The sequence below is a fragment of the Dyella sp. genome (assembly GCF_036384435.1).
In the GTDB taxonomy this organism is placed as follows: Bacteria; Pseudomonadota; Gammaproteobacteria; order Xanthomonadales; family Rhodanobacteraceae; genus GSA-30.
Genome location: NZ_DASVMI010000112.1, coordinates 1 through 18,875, shown reverse-complemented (window position 1 = coordinate 18,875; position 18,875 = coordinate 1). Strand labels below are relative to the sequence as shown.

At 61.7% G+C, this 18,875-nt stretch carries 19 protein-coding genes; 9 read left to right on the top strand and 10 right to left on the bottom strand.

Features of this window, described 5'->3' with window-relative positions; translation table 11 throughout:
- Positions 1 to 141 precede the first annotated feature (141 nt).
- Both VF436_RS11125 and VF436_RS11120 read left to right on the top strand, forming a co-directional pair.
- A complete protein-coding gene (locus VF436_RS11125) occupies positions 142 to 2,037 on the top strand; it encodes a 3'-5' exonuclease (protein WP_330904093.1) in 1,896 nt (631 codons plus the stop codon).
- Positions 2,038 to 2,115: 78 nt separating this feature from the next.
- A complete protein-coding gene (locus VF436_RS11120; RefSeq protein ID WP_330904092.1) occupies positions 2,116 to 2,862 on the top strand; it encodes an SH3 domain-containing protein in 747 nt (248 codons plus the stop codon).
- An 18-nt stretch (positions 2,863 to 2,880) separates the two neighbouring features.
- Here VF436_RS11120 and VF436_RS11115 read toward each other — a convergent pair whose 3' ends face one another.
- Genes VF436_RS11115 through VF436_RS11095 form a run of 5 tightly spaced genes read right to left on the bottom strand, consistent with a single transcriptional unit; the run spans position 2,881 to position 8,564 of the window.
- Entirely contained in the window at positions 2,881 to 3,327 is a 447-nt protein-coding gene (locus VF436_RS11115; protein ID WP_330904091.1) for a hypothetical protein, read from the bottom strand.
- Positions 3,328 to 3,379: 52 nt separating this feature from the next.
- Complete coding sequence (locus VF436_RS11110) at positions 3,380 to 4,936, bottom strand: protein adenylyltransferase SelO (RefSeq protein ID WP_330904090.1); 1,557 nt, start codon at positions 4,934 to 4,936, stop codon at positions 3,380 to 3,382.
- A gap of 39 nt (positions 4,937 to 4,975) precedes the next feature.
- Positions 4,976 to 6,739 (bottom strand): DUF885 domain-containing protein, encoded by a 1,764-nt coding sequence (locus VF436_RS11105; RefSeq protein ID WP_330904089.1) that lies wholly within the window; start codon positions 6,737 to 6,739, stop codon positions 4,976 to 4,978.
- Between the two features lie 50 nt (positions 6,740 to 6,789).
- A complete protein-coding gene (locus VF436_RS11100) occupies positions 6,790 to 7,503 on the bottom strand; it encodes a pseudouridine synthase (RefSeq protein ID WP_330904088.1) in 714 nt (237 codons plus the stop codon).
- Positions 7,500 to 8,564 carry a class I SAM-dependent methyltransferase gene (locus tag VF436_RS11095; protein WP_330904087.1) on the bottom strand — a complete coding sequence of 355 codons (1,065 nt, stop codon included), beginning with the start codon at positions 8,562 to 8,564 and terminating at the stop codon, positions 7,500 to 7,502. Before VF436_RS11095 ends, VF436_RS11100 begins: the two co-directional genes overlap by 4 nt.
- A 143-nt stretch (positions 8,565 to 8,707) precedes the next feature.
- Between VF436_RS11095 and VF436_RS11090 the strand changes: the two genes are divergently transcribed.
- From VF436_RS11090 to VF436_RS11075, 4 genes are all read left to right on the top strand, one after another.
- Complete coding sequence (locus VF436_RS11090; RefSeq protein ID WP_330904086.1) at positions 8,708 to 9,358, top strand: hypothetical protein; 651 nt, start codon at positions 8,708 to 8,710, stop codon at positions 9,356 to 9,358.
- 134 nt (positions 9,359 to 9,492) lie between these two features.
- Positions 9,493 to 11,490, top strand: a complete 1,998-nt coding sequence (locus VF436_RS11085; protein ID WP_330904085.1) for a S1 family peptidase — start codon at positions 9,493 to 9,495, stop codon at positions 11,488 to 11,490.
- A gap of 88 nt (positions 11,491 to 11,578) precedes the next feature.
- Positions 11,579 to 12,826, top strand: a complete 1,248-nt coding sequence (locus VF436_RS11080) for a TIGR03862 family flavoprotein (RefSeq protein ID WP_330904084.1) — start codon at positions 11,579 to 11,581, stop codon at positions 12,824 to 12,826.
- A gap of 156 nt (positions 12,827 to 12,982) precedes the next feature.
- A complete protein-coding gene (locus VF436_RS11075) occupies positions 12,983 to 13,921 on the top strand; it encodes an HDOD domain-containing protein (RefSeq protein WP_330904083.1) in 939 nt (312 codons plus the stop codon).
- Here the strand turns inward: VF436_RS11075 and VF436_RS11070 are convergent.
- From VF436_RS11070 to VF436_RS11050, 5 genes are all read right to left on the bottom strand, one after another.
- Complete coding sequence (locus tag VF436_RS11070) at positions 13,912 to 14,178, bottom strand: hypothetical protein (RefSeq protein ID WP_330904082.1); 267 nt, start codon at positions 14,176 to 14,178, stop codon at positions 13,912 to 13,914. The genes VF436_RS11075 and VF436_RS11070 overlap by 10 nt on opposite strands.
- 348 nt (positions 14,179 to 14,526) lie before the next feature.
- Positions 14,527 to 15,519 (bottom strand): LLM class flavin-dependent oxidoreductase, encoded by a 993-nt coding sequence (locus VF436_RS11065; protein ID WP_330904081.1) that lies wholly within the window; start codon positions 15,517 to 15,519, stop codon positions 14,527 to 14,529.
- Between the two features lie 41 nt (positions 15,520 to 15,560).
- Positions 15,561 to 15,776: an oxidoreductase-like domain-containing protein gene (locus VF436_RS11060; protein ID WP_330904080.1), complete on the bottom strand. Its 216-nt coding sequence runs from the start codon at positions 15,774 to 15,776 to the stop codon at positions 15,561 to 15,563.
- A 55-nt stretch (positions 15,777 to 15,831) separates the two neighbouring features.
- On the bottom strand, positions 15,832 to 16,602 hold the full coding sequence (locus tag VF436_RS11055) for a methyltransferase (protein ID WP_330904079.1): 771 nt from the start codon (positions 16,600 to 16,602) through the stop codon (positions 15,832 to 15,834).
- Between the two features lie 183 nt (positions 16,603 to 16,785).
- On the bottom strand, positions 16,786 to 17,400 hold the full coding sequence (locus VF436_RS11050; RefSeq protein ID WP_330904078.1) for a 2'-5' RNA ligase family protein: 615 nt from the start codon (positions 17,398 to 17,400) through the stop codon (positions 16,786 to 16,788).
- A 257-nt stretch (positions 17,401 to 17,657) separates the two neighbouring features.
- Between VF436_RS11050 and VF436_RS11045 the strand changes: the two genes are divergently transcribed.
- The 3 genes from VF436_RS11045 to VF436_RS11035 all read left to right on the top strand — a co-directional run.
- Positions 17,658 to 18,083 (top strand): YciI family protein, encoded by a 426-nt coding sequence (locus tag VF436_RS11045; protein WP_330904077.1) that lies wholly within the window; start codon positions 17,658 to 17,660, stop codon positions 18,081 to 18,083.
- A gap of 17 nt (positions 18,084 to 18,100) precedes the next feature.
- A complete protein-coding gene (locus VF436_RS11040) occupies positions 18,101 to 18,517 on the top strand; it encodes a VOC family protein (RefSeq protein WP_330904076.1) in 417 nt (138 codons plus the stop codon).
- Between the two features lie 68 nt (positions 18,518 to 18,585).
- Positions 18,586 to 18,875, top strand: a 290-nt coding sequence (locus tag VF436_RS11035; RefSeq protein ID WP_330904075.1) for a sigma factor, incomplete at its 3' end; no start/stop codon positions are given.

Genomic DNA, 18,875 nt, shown 5'->3' with positions numbered 1-18,875 from the left:
TGATATGGACCCTTGTGGCGCTATCGGCCGCCGTCGCAGGAACTTTAAGTAGACGCCACCCTGGCCGCCGGACTACTCCAAGCCCCGCACAGGCTCTAAGATCGACCAGACACGGCCGACAAGGTTCCGCGAGAGGCACGGATGGCAAAACTGATACCTAGCCGAAATAGCTGCCTGTCGCGGATGACCGGAGGCGAAAAGCGCTTTTCCGAGCGCCTGGAGCAGAAACTCGAGGACGACTACCTCATCTGGTACGACGTACCGATCGGCTTGAAACAACGCCAGCCTGACTTCGTCGTGTTCCATCCGCGCCGCGGCCTGCTGGTGCTGGAAGTGAAGGATTGGAAAGCCGATACCGTGCGGCATGCCGATCGCACCCAGTTCACCCTGGTGACTGATCGCGGCATGACCAAGGTGGCCAATCCCCTGTTGCAGGCCAGGGCCTATGCCCTGGAAGTGGGCGTGGTGCTTGAACGTGACCCCGCCTTACGCCACCCGCCCGGCCATCGTCACGAAGGCAAACTGGTGATGCCGTGGGCCTGGGGCATGGTGTTGTCCAACATCAGCCGCAAGCAGTTTGACGAAGCCCTGCTGGGTGAGGTCATTCCTTCGCACCTGGCCATCTGCCGCGACGAGATGTATGAGACGGCCGACGTCGAAGCGTTCCAGGAACAGCTCTGGGCGATGTTCCAGCAGGTGTTCCCCGTGGCCCTGACGTTGCCGCAGATCGACCGCGTGCGCTGGCACCTGTTTCCCGAATTGCGGGTGGAGCCGGGCGAGGGGCAGTTCGGCCTGTTCGCCCAGTCGGCGGGCGGAGAGAGTTCACTGCCGGTGCGCATTCCCGACCTGATCAAGGTCATGGACCAGCAGCAGGAGCAATTGGCGCGCTCGATCGGCGACGAACATCGCATCATTCATGGCGTGGCCGGCTCGGGCAAGACCATGATCCTGGGCTATCGGGCCGTGCACCTGGCGCGCACCCTGGGCAAGCCCATCCTGGTGCTTTGCTATAACAAGACGCTGGCCGCGCGGCTGGATCAGTTGATGGGCGAGCGTGGCCTGGGCGACAAGGTGCAGGTGTACAACTTCCACAAGTGGTGCCGGAAGATGCTCACCGCCTATCATGTGGAACTCCCTTCACGCCACGACGACTTCGAAGGCATGATCGAACGCGTCATGGCCGGCGTCGAACGCGGACAGATTCCACGCTTCCAGTACGGTGCCGTGCTGATCGACGAAGGGCACGACTTCGAACCGGAGTGGTACCGGTTGATCGTGCAGATGGTCGATCCGGATACCAATTCGTTGCTGGTGCTCTACGACGATGCGCAGAATATCTACGGCAAGATCGATCGACCCAAGTTCACCTGGAAGAGCGTCGGCGTGCAGGCCCAGGGGCGCACCACGATCCTGCGCATCAACTACCGCAACACGATGGAGATCCTCTCCGTCGCCCGCCGTTTCGCGCATGAATTGCTCGATGAGCACGTGGGCGAAGAAGATGGCGTGCCGTTGATCGCCCCGGAGAGTGCCGGCCGGCGCGGCCCCATCCCCGAGCTCATTCGCGTCGAGCGCGCGGCCGATCAGCTCGATGCCATCATTGCCCAGTTACGCGAAGAACACGAACAGGGACGCGGTTATTCGGACATGGCCGTCATCTTCCGCAATATGTGGGAAGGCGAAAAGCTGCACGAAGCATTGAAAAGGGCCCAGATCCCCTCACGCCTGGCCGACAGCAATGGCAAGAGCTCTCTGTTCCTGGTCGAGGACAGCGTCAAGCTGGTCACCATGCACTCGAGCAAGGGCCTGGAATTCCCGCTCGTGATCATCCCCGGGCTCGGTTCGTTGCCTAAGCCCGGCAAGAGCGAGGCGGAGGAGGCGCGCCTGCTGTATGTCGCCATGACGCGCGCCACCGATCGACTGGTGCTGATCCACCATGAGGACTCGGTGTTCTCGGCGCGCATCCGTGCCTCGATCAACGAAGTACAGCAACAACTGACACAACCTGCATTGGAGCAGGAGCGCGTGGCTTTTTAGCGGGCTTGCAAGGTGCACGGGTCAGGATCAAAGTGATCGTAGATATCTGGTCTCGACCCTCGTCATGGGAGCCGTCCGATGAAACGCGTTGCCGGAGTGTTGCTTGCCTTCTTGATCGCCATGCCGGTGCTGGCCCGGGCCGCCGAAGGCGTCGTGGTCGCCAACGTCAACCTGCGGGCCGGCCCGGACACCGCCTATCCGCGCATCAACACCGTGCCGGCCGGCATGCGCGTAGACATCCAGGGGTGTACCGAGGGCTACGGATGGTGCGACGTGATCGTCGGGCCGGATCGCGGCTGGATCGCGGCAGGCTACCTGCAATACACCTACCAGCAGCAGACAGTGGTGGTGGAGGACTATGGCCCGCGCATCGGACTGCCGATCGTCAGCTTCGTGATCGGCACCTATTGGGGCAACTACTACGCCAACCGCCCGTTCTATCGCGAACGCAATTACTGGTATCACCGGCCTATCGCCCCCCGGCCGCCGCCGCGCCCTCCGATCCACCGGCCGCCGCCGCGCCCTCCGATCCACCGGCCGCCGCCACGCCCTCAGCCCGGCTGGGGACATCGTCCACCACCACGCCCGCCCGGTGGCGACCATCGTCCACCGCCGGGACGCCCCAATCCTGGCAACGGGCCACGCCCCAACCCCGGCAACGGGCCACGGCCTAATCCAGGTGGCGGCGATCATCGCCCGCCGCCGGGCGGCAATCGCCCTGGACCGGGGCAAGGCCCGGGAGGCAATCGTCCATCGCCGGGGCAGGGTGGCCCCCAGGGTGGCGGGCGTCCATCGCGCCCGCAGCCACAATCGTCCGGTCAGTAACCCCTCGCAAACGCCGCCTCACGGCGGTGTTTGTCGTTCCGTGCTCCACGGCCACCAGCCGCGCCCGGTCAGGGCGTAACGATCGGCTGCACGCTCGAAGCGATTGCGCACGCTGACGCCGCCACAGAGGAAATACAAAGGCAGGAATAGCGGGCCGAGCAGCAGATACTGATAGACGTGCGCACGCTCATGCAGCCCCAACGAGATAACCGGATCCCGCGCCAGGCCCGCGCGGTGGCGATAGGTATGACACGGCGTGTCGAGCTCCTCGCCCGTGTAGAGAATCACGTTGCCAAGCGTGATCGCGCCACCAGCGCCCCAGGGAACGCGACGAAAGACCCAGGCATGGTGTGCCGGCTGCCATTGCACCCGCGCACCTAGCGCCAGCGATACGATACCCGCCAGACCGCCCAGCAAGGTGTTGGGCGCAGTCCACAACACGCCAGGCAACAACAGCCATCGCATCAAACTGCACCTGTGGCATCGGCGCTGTCGCGCGGTGCCATCACGCTGGCTGTCATGAACTGCACGACAACATCGAGCAACCTGCCCTTACCCGTGCCCACTCCGGGCGGCGCCGCGCAAACCGTTCCATGCCAGGCTGGTCGTCATAGGGACGACGCAACACGTCGAGCAGGGTGTCGATTCCGGATGCGTCGCCCCGCTCAGCCAGATCGATCGCTTCCTGTGCGAGGTAATTGCGTAAGACATAACGCGGATTCGCTGCACGCATCCGATCCCGTCGCAAGGCGCCAGGCAAGTCATCCAGGCCGACGCGCGCGGCATATTGCGCCAGCCAGTCAAGGAACGCCGGTTCAAACGCCGCCAGCTTGCCTTCGTCATAGAAGGCCTCGCGCACCGCATCTAGCGAAGGCGCCTGCAGGTCGATCTCCGACAGGCCACGAAAGAACAGCGTCATATCCACCTCGGCCTGGTGCAGCAACGTGTGCAACGACTGCACCATGGCAGTATCTTCGTCGCGATACGTCGCCAGCCCCAGCTTGGCCGCCATATGCTCGCGGTCGCATGAATGGAATACAGCGACATACTGATCGAGGCCCGCCTGCAAGGCCTCGGTGCCATCGAACAGGGGCGAGAGCGCACCAGCCAGCCGACTCAGGTTCCACCAGGCGACATTCGGTTGCCGGCCGTAACGATAACGGCGTCGCGACGCATCCGTGGTATTGGGCGTCCAGTCCGGATCGAAATCTTCGAGCCAACCGTACGGGCCGTAGTCGATCGTCAAGCCGAGGATCGACATGTTGTCGGTATTCATCACGCCATGCACGAAGCCCACGCGCATCCAGTGCGCCATCAACAGCGCCGTGCGCTCGCAAACCTGCCGGAACCATTGGGCATAACGCGCCTGGCCCTCACCCTCGATGCTCGGAAAATCACGTCGAATGGTGAAATCCACCAGTTGCCGCAACAGTGCCACGTCACCGCGCGACGCAGGGAGCTCGAAATGCCCGAACCGGATGAACGAAGGAGCCACACGGCACACGATCGCACCCGGTTCATCGCGCGGGTGGCCGTCGTAGAACATATCGCGCTCTACCGTATCGCCTGTTGCAACCAGGCTGAGCGCACGCGTGGTCGGTACACCCAGGTGATGCATGGCCTCGCTGCACAGGAATTCGCGCACCGATGATCGCAACACGGCACGACCATCGGCACCTCGCGAGTACGGGGTACGCCCGGCTCCCTTGAGCTGTAATTCCCAGCGACCAGAATCGGCGATGACTTCGCCCAGCGAAATGGCTCGTCCGTCGCCAAGCTGCCCGGCCCATACACCGAACTGATGCCCGCCGTAATTGGTAGCCCAGGCCTGCATGCCCGGCAGCAACGCATTACCTCCGAACACTTCGGCGAACGACGCGCTGGCGACGTCTCCGGGTGCCAGCCCCAGCGTTGTGGCCACCTCGCGCGACCAAGCCACGACGCGCGGTGCACTGGCAGCAGTTGGCGTAACGGCCGAATGCAGCGCGCGTTCGACCTGGCGTGCACGTGGACCTGCCTCGGCGTCGCCGGGCAGGTCACGGATGAAACTGTTATCGAAGACCAGGGTTTGCATGGATAAGGATATAAGGCCGCCCGGTGCACTCCCAAGGCGTCACAGCGTGGGCGAATCGTCATGCAGCATGGCGCGGCGCACGATCTTGATCGGCGCAAAGCCCTGCTTCATGAAATCGTCGTGGAACTGCTGGAGATTGAACGCCTTACCCTGCCGGGCCATGACGTCCTGACGCAGTTTCAGGATCTGCAACTTGCCCAAGGTGTAGTAGAGATAGGTCGGATCGGAGGTACCACGCTTGGCTTCGACCACGCCAACCGCATGCGACTGGTAGCCTTCCTTGACGAAGAAATCTACCGCCTGGTCGAAACTCATCTGCCCGGTATGCATCTTGATGCCGACGATGAAACGGGCATTGCGCAGCAAGGCATCCTGCAATTGCCCCAGCTTGAGCTTCTTCTGTTGCGTCACGTCGTCCGGGTACATGGCCTGGGCCAGACCCTCATCAAGCATCATCTGCTCGCTGTAATGAGCCCAACCCTCCGCATTGCTGGACGAACCCAGCAACTGGCGCACACGATCATGGATGTCGTGCATCCACAGGAACTGCACGTAATGCCCCGGGTAGGCCTCATGCACGGCCACATTGTTGATCACCGGATAGCTGAACTGCGCCATGAACTCGTCGGTCTGCTGTTTGCTCCATGACGGCTCGGGCAGCGTGACGTTGAAATAGGCTTCCTTGGCAACCTTCTCGAATGGCCCGGGTGTATCCATGGACGCGAACGTGGTCGCGCGCATGAACGGCGGCGTTTCCTCGAGAATCGGCTGTACCTGCGAGGGAATCGTCACGATGTGATGCGACTGGATGAAATCGAGCAGCTTGGCGAAGGTACCGCGAAACGTGTCGAGCAGGTGCGCGCGGTCCGGATGATCGGCCCCCAGGTCGGCCAACACCTGCTCCGGCGTCTTCTTCGGATCGAGCTCCCTGGCGACCCTGGCAAACTCACGTTGGTTGGCACGCATGTCTTCCATGTCGATAGCCACCAGTTTATCCAGTGGCGTGTCGACCATTTCGTCATAGGCCAACTTCTTGCGGAACGCATCGGCACCAATCGGGAAACTGCCGTGCGAACGCGGCAATAGATCATTCCTGAGCCATTGCTCATAATCTTTCAGAGACTGGATCACCGCGCCATTGGTCTTGGCAAACTCGTCTTTCAATCCGGTATCGGTAACATCCGCAAACGCCGAGGGTACGTCCTTGGCGAAAAAATCCTCCAGTCCAGGCAATTGCTCCAACGCGATCTCGGTATAGATCTTCGGCGGATTCTTCAGGTTCTTGCGCGCTTCGACCAGTACGTGCGGCATGGCCTTCTCGCGCGCCACCAACGCTTTCAATCGCTCATCGGACGATGCGAACTTGCGCGCCATCAACGTGAAGGCGCTGCCGGTGATGCCGCTGGAGTAATTATCTGCATTGGTTTCCCACCAACGCACCTGTTCGAGCATCAACAAACGGCCACGGATGTTGGCCAGCACCAGCTCCAGGTCACCGCGTTCGGTTTCGCCAAGCGTGGCGGCGTCGATCGCGGCGAATTTTGCCTCCCACCCTTTCAGCGCCTTGACGGTGTCCTGCACACCCTTGCGCGAATAGTCCTCCAACTTGCCGTCGTATTGATGCAAGCCCGCAGATGTGGCCGCGCTGGGCTGGTTGGGGAAATAGAAATCGTCGAAGTAATGATCGGCCAGTTGCACGAAAGCGCCATTGGCGGATGGTTTGTCGGCCGCAGTGGCCGATACGGCCAATCCGGCCAGCACCAGGCCAAGAGCGAGCGAAAGTGACGTGTAACGCTTGGTCATGCGAACGAACCCCTGGGCATTGAGGCGCCGAGTGTAGCGCCAACGATGAATCAGCCGGTTGCCGTACCCTGGAAAATCCGTGCGACATCCGCGGCGTCCAGAGGCTGCCACGCCCCGGGCGACAAAGCCTCCAGGGTCAGGCTGCCCATGGCCACCCGATGCAGGCTCTCCACATGGTTTCCGGTGGCCGCGAACATGCGCCGTACCTGGTGATAGCGCCCTTCGGTCACGGTCAGCCGCGCGTGCCTGGGTCCGAGAACTTCCAACTGCGCCGGTGCCAGCGGCGTGGTCTCCGATTCGAGCATCATGTGACCGCCGGCGAACAGTTCGCCCTCGTCGCCGCGCAGGTCCTGCGCCAACATCGCCTCATAGACCTTGGTCACTTCGGCGCGAGGCGAAATGATCCGGTGCAGCAGGCTCCCGTCATCGGTGAACAGCAACAGGCCCGAGGTGTCGCGGTCCAGTCGCCCCACTGTCGACAATGCGGGCTCGCGTACACGATATCGTGGTGGCAACAGGTCATACACCACCCGCCCTGGATCCTTGCGCGAACAGGTGGCACCCAAGGGCTTGTTCATCATCAATACCAATCCGGCCGGCGGATCCAGCGGCTCGCCATCGATACGAATATGCGCATGCTCGACTTTGTCATCGGCATACAGCACATCGCCATCGGCATCGGTGATGCGTCCTTCGCGAAACATCCAGGCCACTTCCTTGCGGCTACCGTAGCCGAGATTGGCAATCAGCTTGACCAGTTTCATCGGCGTACCCCGCGCGCTTCGATCACCTTGAATCCATCCTGCAACACGACCTGCCGTACCTCGCTGAATCGATCGGCCAATGCGGCCTCATAGGGAAGATGGCGATTGGCAACCATCCAGAAACACCCTGCCGGCTCCAGGGCACCGGCAGCAGCATGGATGAACGCGCGGCCCAGCTCCGGCAGGTCCGCCCTGCCCTGGTGGAATGGCGGATTGCTGACAATCACGTCATAGCGCCCTGGCAGGCCCTCGGTCACGTCATGCCAATGCCAACGTACCGCCGGAGCGTCATCGCGCGCCTGTAACGCGGCATCCAGGTTGCCTTGCGCCGGCTCTCGTGCACGCAGCTCGGCCTCGAACGCATCGAGCGACACCAGCCCTGGGCACCGTCGCAGCAATTGCGCGGAAAGGTATCCATACCCGGCTCCCAGGTCAGCCGCGCGACCTGTCAGGTCCGCAGGCAGGTGCGACGCGAGCAATGCCGATGCCACATCGATGCGATCCCAGGCAAACAGCCCGGGCCGGCTGAGATAGCCGGCATCGTTGAGGCGCGGCGAATCCAGTGACAACCAGCGCATACATGTCGAAGCATCGGTGGTCATCGCTTCGGGCACGGTCCAGAAGACCCGGCACTTATGCTTGGACAAGCTCCCCACGGTACCAGCCAGGCTCTCGAGATCCGCCTGGCTGGAGCGTGCGCCCTCGGCATTGGGGACGCTGGCGACGATGCGCCCTCCTGGCGCCAGCAGACTCAGCGCACGCGCGAATAAGGCACGCGCTTCCTCGCGCTGACGCGGCGGCAATATCAGCACCAGCGCGAAGCGATCCTGCGCATCGACCATGCCCATACGCAGGCCGCTGCGCTCCAGCGCCATGGCGAAAGGTTTGAAGCTCTGCTCGGCACGCCAGCCTGGCCTCATATTCTCGCGCAACGCGAAACCATCACGTGCGCGCAGGAACATCACCCCCCCATCAACTGGCATGCGCAACACGCCAGCTTGGAAGGGAACAAACAGGGCTTCCAGCGCGACATCGGTGATGGGAAAGGCAGCAGCGGTCACGCCACAAGTCCAGGCAGGAGAAAAACCGTCATTTTAGCGGCGCCAATAACGCAGTGGGGATTTTGGCGCCCAGCACACCCCGCCGATCACGACATGTCATGCTAGGCACGCACATAGGATCACATCCCCTCAAGGCCCCAAGGATGCGTTTGCGTTTCGCCTTTCCATGCCTGCTCGCAGCCACGCTGTTGGGCGGCTGCCATCCCGACAGCCCGACCGCGCCGGCCATGCCACCCGATCCGGCGGGATTTACCGGCATGTATCGCCTCCAGGACCAATGGCTGGATGTCGGGCTGCGAGGGGATGGCTACTGGATCGCCGTGGAAAGCCTGGATCGACGCGGGGGCTGCCGTTTCACCGCACAGGCCCAGCGGGACGGCCAGGACCTGAAGGTTCCACTGGACGCATGGAGCGCCGGCGCCAGCCTGCGACTGAGCCACGCGGGACGGGGACAGCTGGAGCTGCGTCCCGGTGACGATGACAACCGCCTGGACCTGAGCTATTTCTGTCGCGGCGGTCATACTCTTGCCGGGACGTATAGCCCGATCACCCCGCCAGCCTACCGCGACGGCCATGTCACCAACGAGAATGGCGTGCCAGTGTTTCACCCTTGCGATTCACGCATGGCCTATGCGCTGGACTGGCCGGCAGGGTTGGTGCGCCCGGCGCCGGGACAGACGGTCACCCTTGAAGTGCTGCCAGCGACCGTGACCATACCCGATGGGCGATCCGGGCGTTATACGGTGCGCCAGGTCTCCGTCGGCGGTCCGGCATCGAACTGTTCTGGGCCCTGATCGGCGCAGATTTTCGCGACGTCATGCCGGGACGGATGGGCTATCCCCGCCGGACGCCAGCTTGGCTACACTCGGCGCCGGGCAACATGCCCACGAGAATCATTCGCTGCTTTTTTCTTAGGGGACAAGGAACGATGAAGCAGGCAGGCAAAGGGTTGGCGCGCCGGATTGCGCCATGGATGGGTCTTGCGCTGGCCATGGGTGTCCATGCGCATGCGGCGACGTTGGATCCGGCGGTATTGCCCAAGGTGCAGGCGGCCACTTTCGAAGTGGTTATCCCCAAGCCAGTCAATGACCCCCTCACATACGAAAAGCCGTTGCCACTGGACCAATTGCCATTCCAGTTTCGCAACGACAAGTTCTATTCCATTGGCACGGCCTTTGCGCTGGGCAATCATCGCTATGCCACGGCCGCTCATGTGTTCGACGCCGGCATGGGCAGTCTGATGGGTGAACCGGCCCTGCGCGATGCCAACGGCAAAGTCTATGCCCTCGACAAGATCGTGAAATTCTCTCGCGAGAAGGATTTCGTCGTATTCACGCTCAAGGACGCACCCGATACGGCACCGCTAGAGGCAAACACATCACCCGATCTCAACGACGTGGTGTATGCGGTGGGCAATGCCCTGGGCACCGGCGTAGTGATCCGCGATGGCCTGTACACCTCCAACACACCCGAGGAACAGGACGGTCGCTGGAAATGGATGCGCTTTTCCGCAGCCGCATCACCGGGCAACAGCGGCGGGCCGCTGCTGGACAAGAACGGCAAGCTTATCGGCATCGTGCTGATGAAGTCGCCCGGCGAGAACCTCAATTACGCGTTGCCCATCGACTTCATCCTCAAGGCGGCAGATAACGTCGCCGAAGCCGACACGCGCGTGACCTATCAGCTTGACGTACTCGACAGTACGCACACAGGTAACTTCAAGACGCAATTTGCCCTGCCCCAGAGCTTCAAGGATTTCACGGCCACCTACCAAGCACGATTCAATACATTCGCCGACGGGCAGCTTGACGCCTTGCTCAAGGACAATAGTGACAACCTGTTTCCCAACGGCAATGGCTCCAATGAGCTGCTGCACAGCAGCTCCGACGTCGATCCGTTTCCGTCGCTGATCGTTCGCGGCAGCAACGGCGTATGGTCCGTGGCCAAGCGCAATATTCGCAAGGAAACACTGAGCAACAATGGCTTCATCACCAGCGCCGTACTTGGCAACGAGGCGCTGGTACACGTGCGCAAGCCCGACGACGTGGCGCTAGGCCAGCTCTACGCCGATCCGAAGCTGATGATGGACCTGGTACTCAAGGGCATGCCCATGCGGCGCAGCGTCGGCTCGGACAAGGTCAAGATCACCTCCCTGGGCAAGCCCACGGAGGATTCACGCTTTGTCGATAGCTACCAGCGCACCTGGCAAGTCCGTATTTGGCCGCTGGCTTATCAGGATGCGCAACTAGTGACGTTCGCGCTGCCGGTACCCGATGGCTACGTGCTGATGATCCGGTCGTCGCATCCCAACGAATTGCATACCAACATCCAGGACCTGCGCAAGATCACCGACTTCTTCGATGTGTCCTACTCGGGCACCCTGGCCCAATGGAAGGATTACCTGCAACAGAAGCCGCTCCTGCCTGCCCCGCTGGAGCACATCGACATCGGCTTCGACTACGCCCACGACTTCAAATACCACTCGCGACGCGTGAGCTTCGGTTACACGCCGGACCTTCAGAAGATTGACAAGGACAGCCAGTTGCTGCTGGGCTTCTCGTATTTCAAGGATGCCGGCAAGGTGGTATGGGACGTATCCGATGTCATGGTCAAGGCCAATGTCGACAATGATGAAATCGTACGCGTGAACCGCCACGTCGCACCTTCCGAGGATCTGGACAACAGCTACCAGAACTACTGGAAGAAAGTGCTGCACCGCAATCACCCCTCCGATGGCTCTGCGTACAATGAAGACGACATGACTTACATCAGCATGGTCGGCGGCACGCCCGAGCAGACTTCAGCCGAGGCAAAGCCTTCCGTGTTGTATACCGCCTCTTATGGCGCTGAAGGCTCGCGTGGGCAGGATGCGATGAAGACCAAGCTCGATCTCCTTATGCACAACCTCCAGGTCAACGAACATTGATGGCATCAGGCGGGGCGCCCGTTAACCGCCTCGCCTGATGGACTGGCAAGCGCGATAATCGGTGGCCCAGCGACCCATCGTACCCTTCATGTCCGTCATCCCCCCCAAGCTCGCCGTGATCGGCGCAGGTCCCGCCGGCCTGATGGCTGCCGAAGCAGCGTGCGCGGCAGGCGTGCAGGTGGACATATTCGAGGGTAAAGGCTCCGTGGGAAGAAAATTCCTGCTGGCCGGCAAGGGCGGCATGAACATCACCCACGGTGAGCCCAAGCCCGATTTCATCAGGCGTTACGGTCCTCGTGCGCGGGAGATCGCCCGGTGGCTGGAGCACTTCGATGCCGACGCCCTGCGTGCCTGGGTGCATGGACTGGGCATCGACACCTTCGTGGGCAGTTCCGGACGCGTGTTTCCTGCGGATATGAAAGCCGCGCCCTTGCTTCGCAGTTGGGTGCATCGCCTGCGCGAACAGGGGGTTCGCTTTCATGTGCATCATCGCTGGGTTGGCTGGGACAGCCAGGACCGGCTGCGCATGATCACGCCCGAAGGCGAACAGGCCATCGCCGCCGATGCCACGGTGCTCGCACTCGGCGGCGGCAGTTGGCCGCAACTGGGTTCCGATGGCGCGTGGCAGCCCTGGCTGGCCGAACGTGGCGTGGACATGACCCCGCTCAAGCCAGCCAATTGTGGTTTTGACATCGGCTGGAGCACTTACTTGTCCGGCCGATATGCCGGCTCGCCGCTCAAGCCGGTTGTTGCCCACTGGCAGGATCTCCACGGCATGGCGCATGCACGCCAGGGCGAGTGTGTCATCACAGCGACCGGCATCGAAGGCAGCCTGATCTATACCCTTGCTCCGGACCTGCGCGATCGTATCGCCCGCGATGGCCATGCCATGCTGATGCTGGACCTGGCACCGGATCGATCACAGGAACGTCTGACTGGCGACCTGTCACGGCCGCGTGCCAAGCGCAGCCTTGCCGAGCACTTGCGCCGCCAGGCGGGCATCGATGGTGCCAAAGCGGCGCTATTGCATGAAGTGCTGGAAAAATCCCGGCTCGGCGACGCTGGGCAACTGGCGGCAACGATCAAGCGCCTGCCCTTGCGCCTGTTGCAACCGCGCCCGCTGGCCGAAACGATCAGCAGCGCAGGCGGCATTCGGCTGGAGGCACAGGACGCGCAACTTATGTTGGACCGCTTGCCGGGTGTCTTTTGCGCTGGCGAAATGCTTGACTGGGAGGCCCCCACGGGCGGTTACCTGCTGACGGCCTGCCTGGCCAGTGGCCTGATGGCCGGTCAGGGCGCTGCGCAGTGGCTGTTGCAACGCAGCGCAAAAATGTGATGAAACCTACATTTTCTCGCGCTCCAGCCGATACATCGGGGAACTGAAGAGGGTGTGGCGATGGGGTTCTGGGCAAGTCTATTCGGAAGCAGGCAGGCGACAACGCCTGCGCGGCCACGGCCAACAACCGCCGTCACCGCGCATCCGGCCCTCCCCGTGACCGAACCTGGCGAGCCATCCGATGCCGTATCGGCCAGTTACGTCGAGGACAAATTCTTTCGCTTCGTCTTCAGCCTGCCCTCATCGGCCGACGTCGCACCGAGCCCCCAGGAACAACAGGCCTTGCAGCGCCTGGACGACATCTGCGGCGGGGACCGCTACGACGTGCGCACACTGCCGCGCATGCCCACTGTGTTGCCCCAGTTGTTGCGTGCCCTGAAGAATGACGACATCAATGGTGCCAAACTGGCCGAGCTGATTGGCCGCGATCCGGTGCTGGTCGGCGAAGTGATGCGCGTCATCGGCAGCGTCGCGTATCGCGCGGTGCAGCCGATCACCAGCCTCCAGCACGCTATCGTCCTGCTCGGACAGGTCGGGCTGCGTCAGGTCGTATCCATGCACGTCATGAAGCCCATCCTCCTGGCCAGTGCTGGCATGTTCGGCCAGGTCGCCGGGCAGCGACTGTGGGATCACGCCGAGCGCTGCGCACATGCAGCGGCTTATTTGAGCAAGGGCCTGTGTGATCCGTTCGAAGCGCATTTGGCCGGCCTGGTCAGCAATACAGGCATTGGCGCGGTGGCACGCGCGCTGGATAAGGAGCTGAGCGGCTCACTCAATAGTTATACCCCGCAATTCATCGCCAGTGCGGCACGCATTGCCTCTGAACTCACCCTGCAAGCGGCTCGTTATTGGGACCTGCCTCCCCATGTGCTTGAGGCACTAGCCGAACGCGGCAGTGCCACGCTGCCGATGAGCCAGGTGCTCCATGCTGCCAACCTGTCAGCCATGATCACCCTGATGGGCGAAAGCCACTTCATCGATCCCCAGATCGTGATTGAAAACGAAGGCGCCGGCCGCTTCACCCCTCCCCAGTTGGCCCGATGCCGTCAGGACCTGCATCGGCACTTCGCGCCGCCGGAGCCGATCTACATATAGCGTCCATCGGCCGCCTGGATGGTCACCGGGTTGCCGTGCTCGTCCTCCACGTGAAGGCCGAACGCGAGCAGGCGAAGAAACTTGAACGACAGTGCGATGGCCTTCTCGTCACTATCGGCGAAGACCTGCTCCTCCTCGTCGATCAACGGCTTGAACGACACATTGCAATAAAAGCAACCACCGGGTGTCCCGTGGGCTTCGGAGATACGCAGCTTGCAGGCCTTCCGCGCCTGGTCTTCGTATATATATGCTTCCATGGCGTAAACGCTTCTTTCCAAGATCTCGCCCTCCCTTCCAAAACATGGATATGAAAGGCAAAAAATGCATACAACTATAGGAAGTATTGCAAAATTGCCGGTCCCATTTAGCAATGTGACGCGGCATTCACCATGCTTGTGATGGTCATCAAGAACATAATGAGGCGATCATGGTGGAGACCGCTCAGCTACGTGGCAACCTAAACCGGCCAGCCAGTGCTGGCTATTCATCAGGCCAGATTACGGTCGATATCCTCCCTGGATACCAACCGGCCAACGTTCCTTTTAAAAGCTATCACGAGATAGCCATAAAATCCTTCACGAATCAGGGCATTCGCCCATTGAATCTCATTGGGCTAACACGTCTCTCACGCGCGCCGCGATCTCATAGGATCGGCAACGCTCCGCGTGGTCGAATATATTGGTCGTGATCATCAACTCATCCGGTTGGTGGCGCGAAATAAACGCTGACAAGCCCTCGCGCACGGTCGCTTCGCTACCCACGACCGCGCAGGCCAGGGCATGCTCCACACCAAACTTTTCGGTCGGAGTCCAATATGACTCGATATCGTCGATAGGCGCGGGAATCAGGCCAGGGTTTCCGCGACGCAGGTTGATGAAACTCTGCTGCTGGGTGGTAAACAGGCGCTGCGCCTGCGCGTCGCTTTGCGCGGCAACCACGTTGATGCCGAGCATCGCATGCGGCTGCGCCAGGCGCTGGGAGGGACGAAAATCGCGGCGGTAGATCGCTAACGCTTCGTCCATGGCATCCGGTGCGAAATGCGAGGCAAAGGCAAACGGCAGGCCCAGGGCCGCCGACAGACGGGCGCTGAACAGGCTCGACCCCAGCAGCCAGACCGGCACCTGCACACCAGCTCCAGGCACCGCACGCACCGGCTGGCCGGGCGTGGCGGGTTCGAAATACGCCAATAGCTCGCCTACATCCTGGGGAAACTGATCAGCGCTATCAAAATAGCGCCGTAAGGCCCGTGCCGTCGCATGATCCGTGCCGGGCGCGCGTCCCAGCCCAAGATCGATACGTCCCGGGTAGATCGACGCAAGCGTGCCAAACTGCTCAGCCACCTGTAATGGCGAGTGATTGGGCAGCATGATGCCGCCGGCACCGACCCTGATCGAAGAAGTGCCGCCTGCTATGTAGCCGATCAGCACCGATGTCGCCGCGCTGGCTATACCCGGCATGTTGTGGTGCTCGGCCAGCCAGTAACGCCGGTAACCCAAACGTTCGGCCAGCCGTGCCAGGTCCAGGCTGCGTGAAAAAGCCTCGGTGGCGTTGCTACCCTCGGTGATCGGGGCCAGGTCCAGTACGGAAAAAGCAATCATGCGACGTCCTCGAACGTGAGGACCCCGACATGGGGCCTTTCTCAAGGATTGCCAGTACCGGCATCATGCGCTCCTTCGCGATCCGGGTGGCGCCGCCGCCATCGTGACAGGTCACGGCGATAGGCGACCAGCGCGTCTTCGTAAATATCGAAGATGCAAGGTACGCATCCCTCGCCGCAGCAATCGCCGGCATCAGGCTCGACCGGCGCGAGCGGACGGGGATCACCAATCAGATTGTCAGCACGATCATGGGTCACGAATACATGGCCTGGAAAAGTCGCCGCTCCTGCGATCCGGCGGCGACATGACGCCTCAGGCGGGCTTACGGAAACGATAAATGAACTGATCGGTATGACCGCGTATGGATTTATCGAACACCTTTAAAGTGTGCTTGTCGTCAAGATTACGCAACGCACCGCTCTGGCCGTCGAAGATGAAACCAGCCGCTTCCACTTGCTTGCGCACGATCGCCGGATCGATGCGATGCAACGTATCGGTATCTTGCATGCCCGAGCCTGCCGGCGCGGCATGATCAATGATCACGAACAGACCACCAGGCTTGAGCGCGGCAAACACCTGCTTATTGAACTTGGCCAGGTCGACCTTGCCCATGAAGGGGTCTGGATAATCGTGGTAGTTTTGCGAGGTGAACACGAGATCGACCAGTTCGGGACTGCTCAACTGAGCGGCCGGCTGGTTCAATACGCTGACGTTGCCATAGTGCGTATCGGTCAGCAGGCTACGCGATGCCGCGAGGCCCTCGGCATCTTCCTTGGCATATTCGTCAGGCCATACCAGGTACACATGCCCGGTCACCCCCACTACGGCACTGAACACGCGCGTGAAATACCCTTTGCCAGGTATCAGCTCCATGATCTTCTGACCAGGCCGGACCTGCGCGAAAGCCATGATATCGGCGATCTTGCGCCGATCATCATCGGCTCGGTCAGTGCCACGCGCCGGGTCGTTGAGCGCATCGGCCAACGAAGAGGGCGTGGTGGGCGGGAGCGCCGTGGGTGTCTGGGCGTAAAGCGGCGCTGCCAGGCATGAGAAGGCCAGCGCGAACAACAGGGAAGAACGCATAAGACACTCCGGGTATGGTCTCAGCGCGATTGTGCACCTGCATCAACAAGCCCGCCAGAAGCGGAAACGTTTACTTCTTTAATGAATGCTGGATTTTGTCGACAACGTCTTTGTCAGGCGTGAGAGAGCAGGAATGAGAAGTGAGAGAAAGGCCGATGGCACGGCCTTTCGGACACGGCAAGCTCACTGCTCAATCGCGCCCCATCGGCCCAGCACACGGTACTCATGTTCGCCGACGATGCTGTGGATCAATGCATAGCCCTTCACGCGCCAAAGTATCGGCTCGATCTGTGCGATGTCGGGAACGGTGCCATGGCTGTAGCCGAGCGTGACATGCGGCGTAAAATTGCCGCCCCCAATGTGACTGCCGGCTCCGGCACGAATCAGTGCCTCGCGCAAATCCTGCCAAAGGCGAACCAGGTCGACCGGCACCTCGGTACCGCGAAGCACACATGGCGGCTGCCGCCCCCGGAAGCCGGCCAGATAGTCGAGTGTCCAGTCGAAGCTGCGAGGACCGACCTTATCGGCCGCCGCTTTGGCCGCATCGGCGACATCCTGCCGCCACTGCGGGAAGTCACCGAGAAAGTGCAAGGTGGCGTGATAGCGTGCCGGCACTACCCAACGGGCGCGGATCGTCTGGTCGCCACGCAGTACATCAGCAGCCCTGGCAAAGCGCTGGCGCAACACGTCGTCCGGCACCAGTGCGAAGAACAGGCGATGAATCTGCGCGGGCTCACCACCGGAACCACCCAGAAGATCCATCTGTTGAAACGGTCGTGCGTTGCGCTGTGTCGCCATGAGTCCCAGGGTAAATCGTCGAGGAAAGCCACGAGGCTCCCCATAGGCAAAGGTGAACTATAAGCGACAGCAACTGCCGTGCCACCTGGGAATCGCCCGGTCGTGCATCCTGATCACAAAACCTGGAGCCGCTGCCCGCATCGACCCATGGCTACCAAAAAGCTGGCCAGACCTCGTCGATCTCGCCCCTCCCCGTTCGTCGTCCCTTTGAGGCGGGCACAAAAGGCTCGCTCCCACCGCCATCCAGAGGACAGGACATGCGCTTCATGCTGATGATCAAGGCCGACGCCCGGACCGAGGCCGGGGTATTGCCAAGCCAGGCCTTGTTGGCCGATATGAATCGGTACAACGAGGAACTTGTGCGCGCTGGCGTGCTACTCGCCGCCGAAGGTCTCAAGCCCAGCGCCCAGGGCGCACGCGTGCGCTTGCATGCAACGCAGCGCACCGTCCTGGATGGGCCGTTCGCCGAGATCAGGGAATTGATCGCTGGATTCTGGCTGATCCAGGCCAGTTCCCTCGAGGAAGCCATCGAATGGGTCAAGCGCTGCCCCCACCCACTTGAAGGCGAACCAGAAATCGAGATTCGGCCGGTCTACGAGGCCGGTGACTTCGGCGCGGCATCCACCCCGGAACTGCGCGAACGGGAACTACGCCTGCGCGCGCGGATCGCCAACCAGCCATGACAACGAAGGAGACCACCATGATCGTCAACAGCTATGTGATGTTCGATGGCAACTGCGAAGAAGCATTCCAGTTCTATGCGCGTTGCCTGGACGGCAAGATCGAGGCACTGATCCGCTACGCCGACATGCCCGAATGCGCCGGTATCGACGAGATCAACGGCAGGCGAGTCGCCCATGTGCGCCTGAAGGTGGGCGATTGCCTGCTGATGGGTTCGGACGTTGGCGGCCCCTATACGTTCGAAGGTTATAAAGGCTTCTCGATCTGTATCAATACCGCTGACGTGGCCCAGGCCGAAAAGCTGTTCGACGCGCTCTCGGAGCAGGCCACGGCCATCCCGATGCCCCTGGCCAAGACCTCCTGGTCCGAACGCTATGGCCAGATCGATGATCGCTACGGCGTGTCGTGGATGGTCAACTGCGATACCCGAGCCTGACCCTGTGGACCTGGCGTCGCCATGGATGGCCTTGCGTCATCCATGGCGACCTGCTGTGATCGTTCGCCATGAGCGCATCGACGGACATCCATCGCAGCCTCGATGCGCTATGGCGTATCGAATCGCCCCGGCTCATCGCCACCCTCGCGCGCATGACGGGCGACGTCAGCTTGGCCGAGGAACTGGCGCATGACGCGATGGTCACTGCACTCGAGCAGTGGCCGACCACGGGTATTCCCGAGCAACCCGGGGCCTGGCTGATGACGACCGCCAAACGCCGCGCCATCGACCAGTTGCGTCGCAAGTCGCTGCACCTGCGAAAGGAAGGCGATCTCACCCGCGAGATCGAAGGCCAGTT

Bases quoted from the DNA above. Each gene is read 5' to 3' on its own strand.
- VF436_RS11125 (WP_330904093.1), top strand. From the start codon at position 142: ATGGCAAAACTGATACCTAGCCGAAATAGCTGCCTGTCGCGGATGACC.
- VF436_RS11120 (WP_330904092.1), top strand. From the start codon at position 2,116: ATGAAACGCGTTGCCGGAGTGTTGCTTGCCTTCTTGATCGCCATGCCG.
- VF436_RS11115 (WP_330904091.1), bottom strand. From the start codon at position 3,327: ATGCGATGGCTGTTGTTGCCTGGCGTGTTGTGGACTGCGCCCAACACC.
- VF436_RS11110 (WP_330904090.1), bottom strand. From the start codon at position 4,936: ATGCAAACCCTGGTCTTCGATAACAGTTTCATCCGTGACCTGCCCGGC.
- VF436_RS11105 (WP_330904089.1), bottom strand. From the start codon at position 6,739: ATGACCAAGCGTTACACGTCACTTTCGCTCGCTCTTGGCCTGGTGCTG.
- VF436_RS11100 (WP_330904088.1), bottom strand. From the start codon at position 7,503: ATGAAACTGGTCAAGCTGATTGCCAATCTCGGCTACGGTAGCCGCAAG.
- VF436_RS11090 (WP_330904086.1), top strand. From the start codon at position 8,708: ATGCGTTTGCGTTTCGCCTTTCCATGCCTGCTCGCAGCCACGCTGTTG.
- VF436_RS11085 (WP_330904085.1), top strand. From the start codon at position 9,493: ATGAAGCAGGCAGGCAAAGGGTTGGCGCGCCGGATTGCGCCATGGATG.
- VF436_RS11080 (WP_330904084.1), top strand. From the start codon at position 11,579: ATGTCCGTCATCCCCCCCAAGCTCGCCGTGATCGGCGCAGGTCCCGCC.
- VF436_RS11070 (WP_330904082.1), bottom strand. From the start codon at position 14,178: ATGGAAGCATATATATACGAAGACCAGGCGCGGAAGGCCTGCAAGCTG.
- VF436_RS11065 (WP_330904081.1), bottom strand. From the start codon at position 15,519: ATGATTGCTTTTTCCGTACTGGACCTGGCCCCGATCACCGAGGGTAGC.
- VF436_RS11055 (WP_330904079.1), bottom strand. From the start codon at position 16,602: ATGCGTTCTTCCCTGTTGTTCGCGCTGGCCTTCTCATGCCTGGCAGCG.
- VF436_RS11050 (WP_330904078.1), bottom strand. From the start codon at position 17,400: ATGGCGACACAGCGCAACGCACGACCGTTTCAACAGATGGATCTTCTG.
- VF436_RS11045 (WP_330904077.1), top strand. From the start codon at position 17,658: ATGCGCTTCATGCTGATGATCAAGGCCGACGCCCGGACCGAGGCCGGG.
- VF436_RS11040 (WP_330904076.1), top strand. From the start codon at position 18,101: ATGATCGTCAACAGCTATGTGATGTTCGATGGCAACTGCGAAGAAGCA.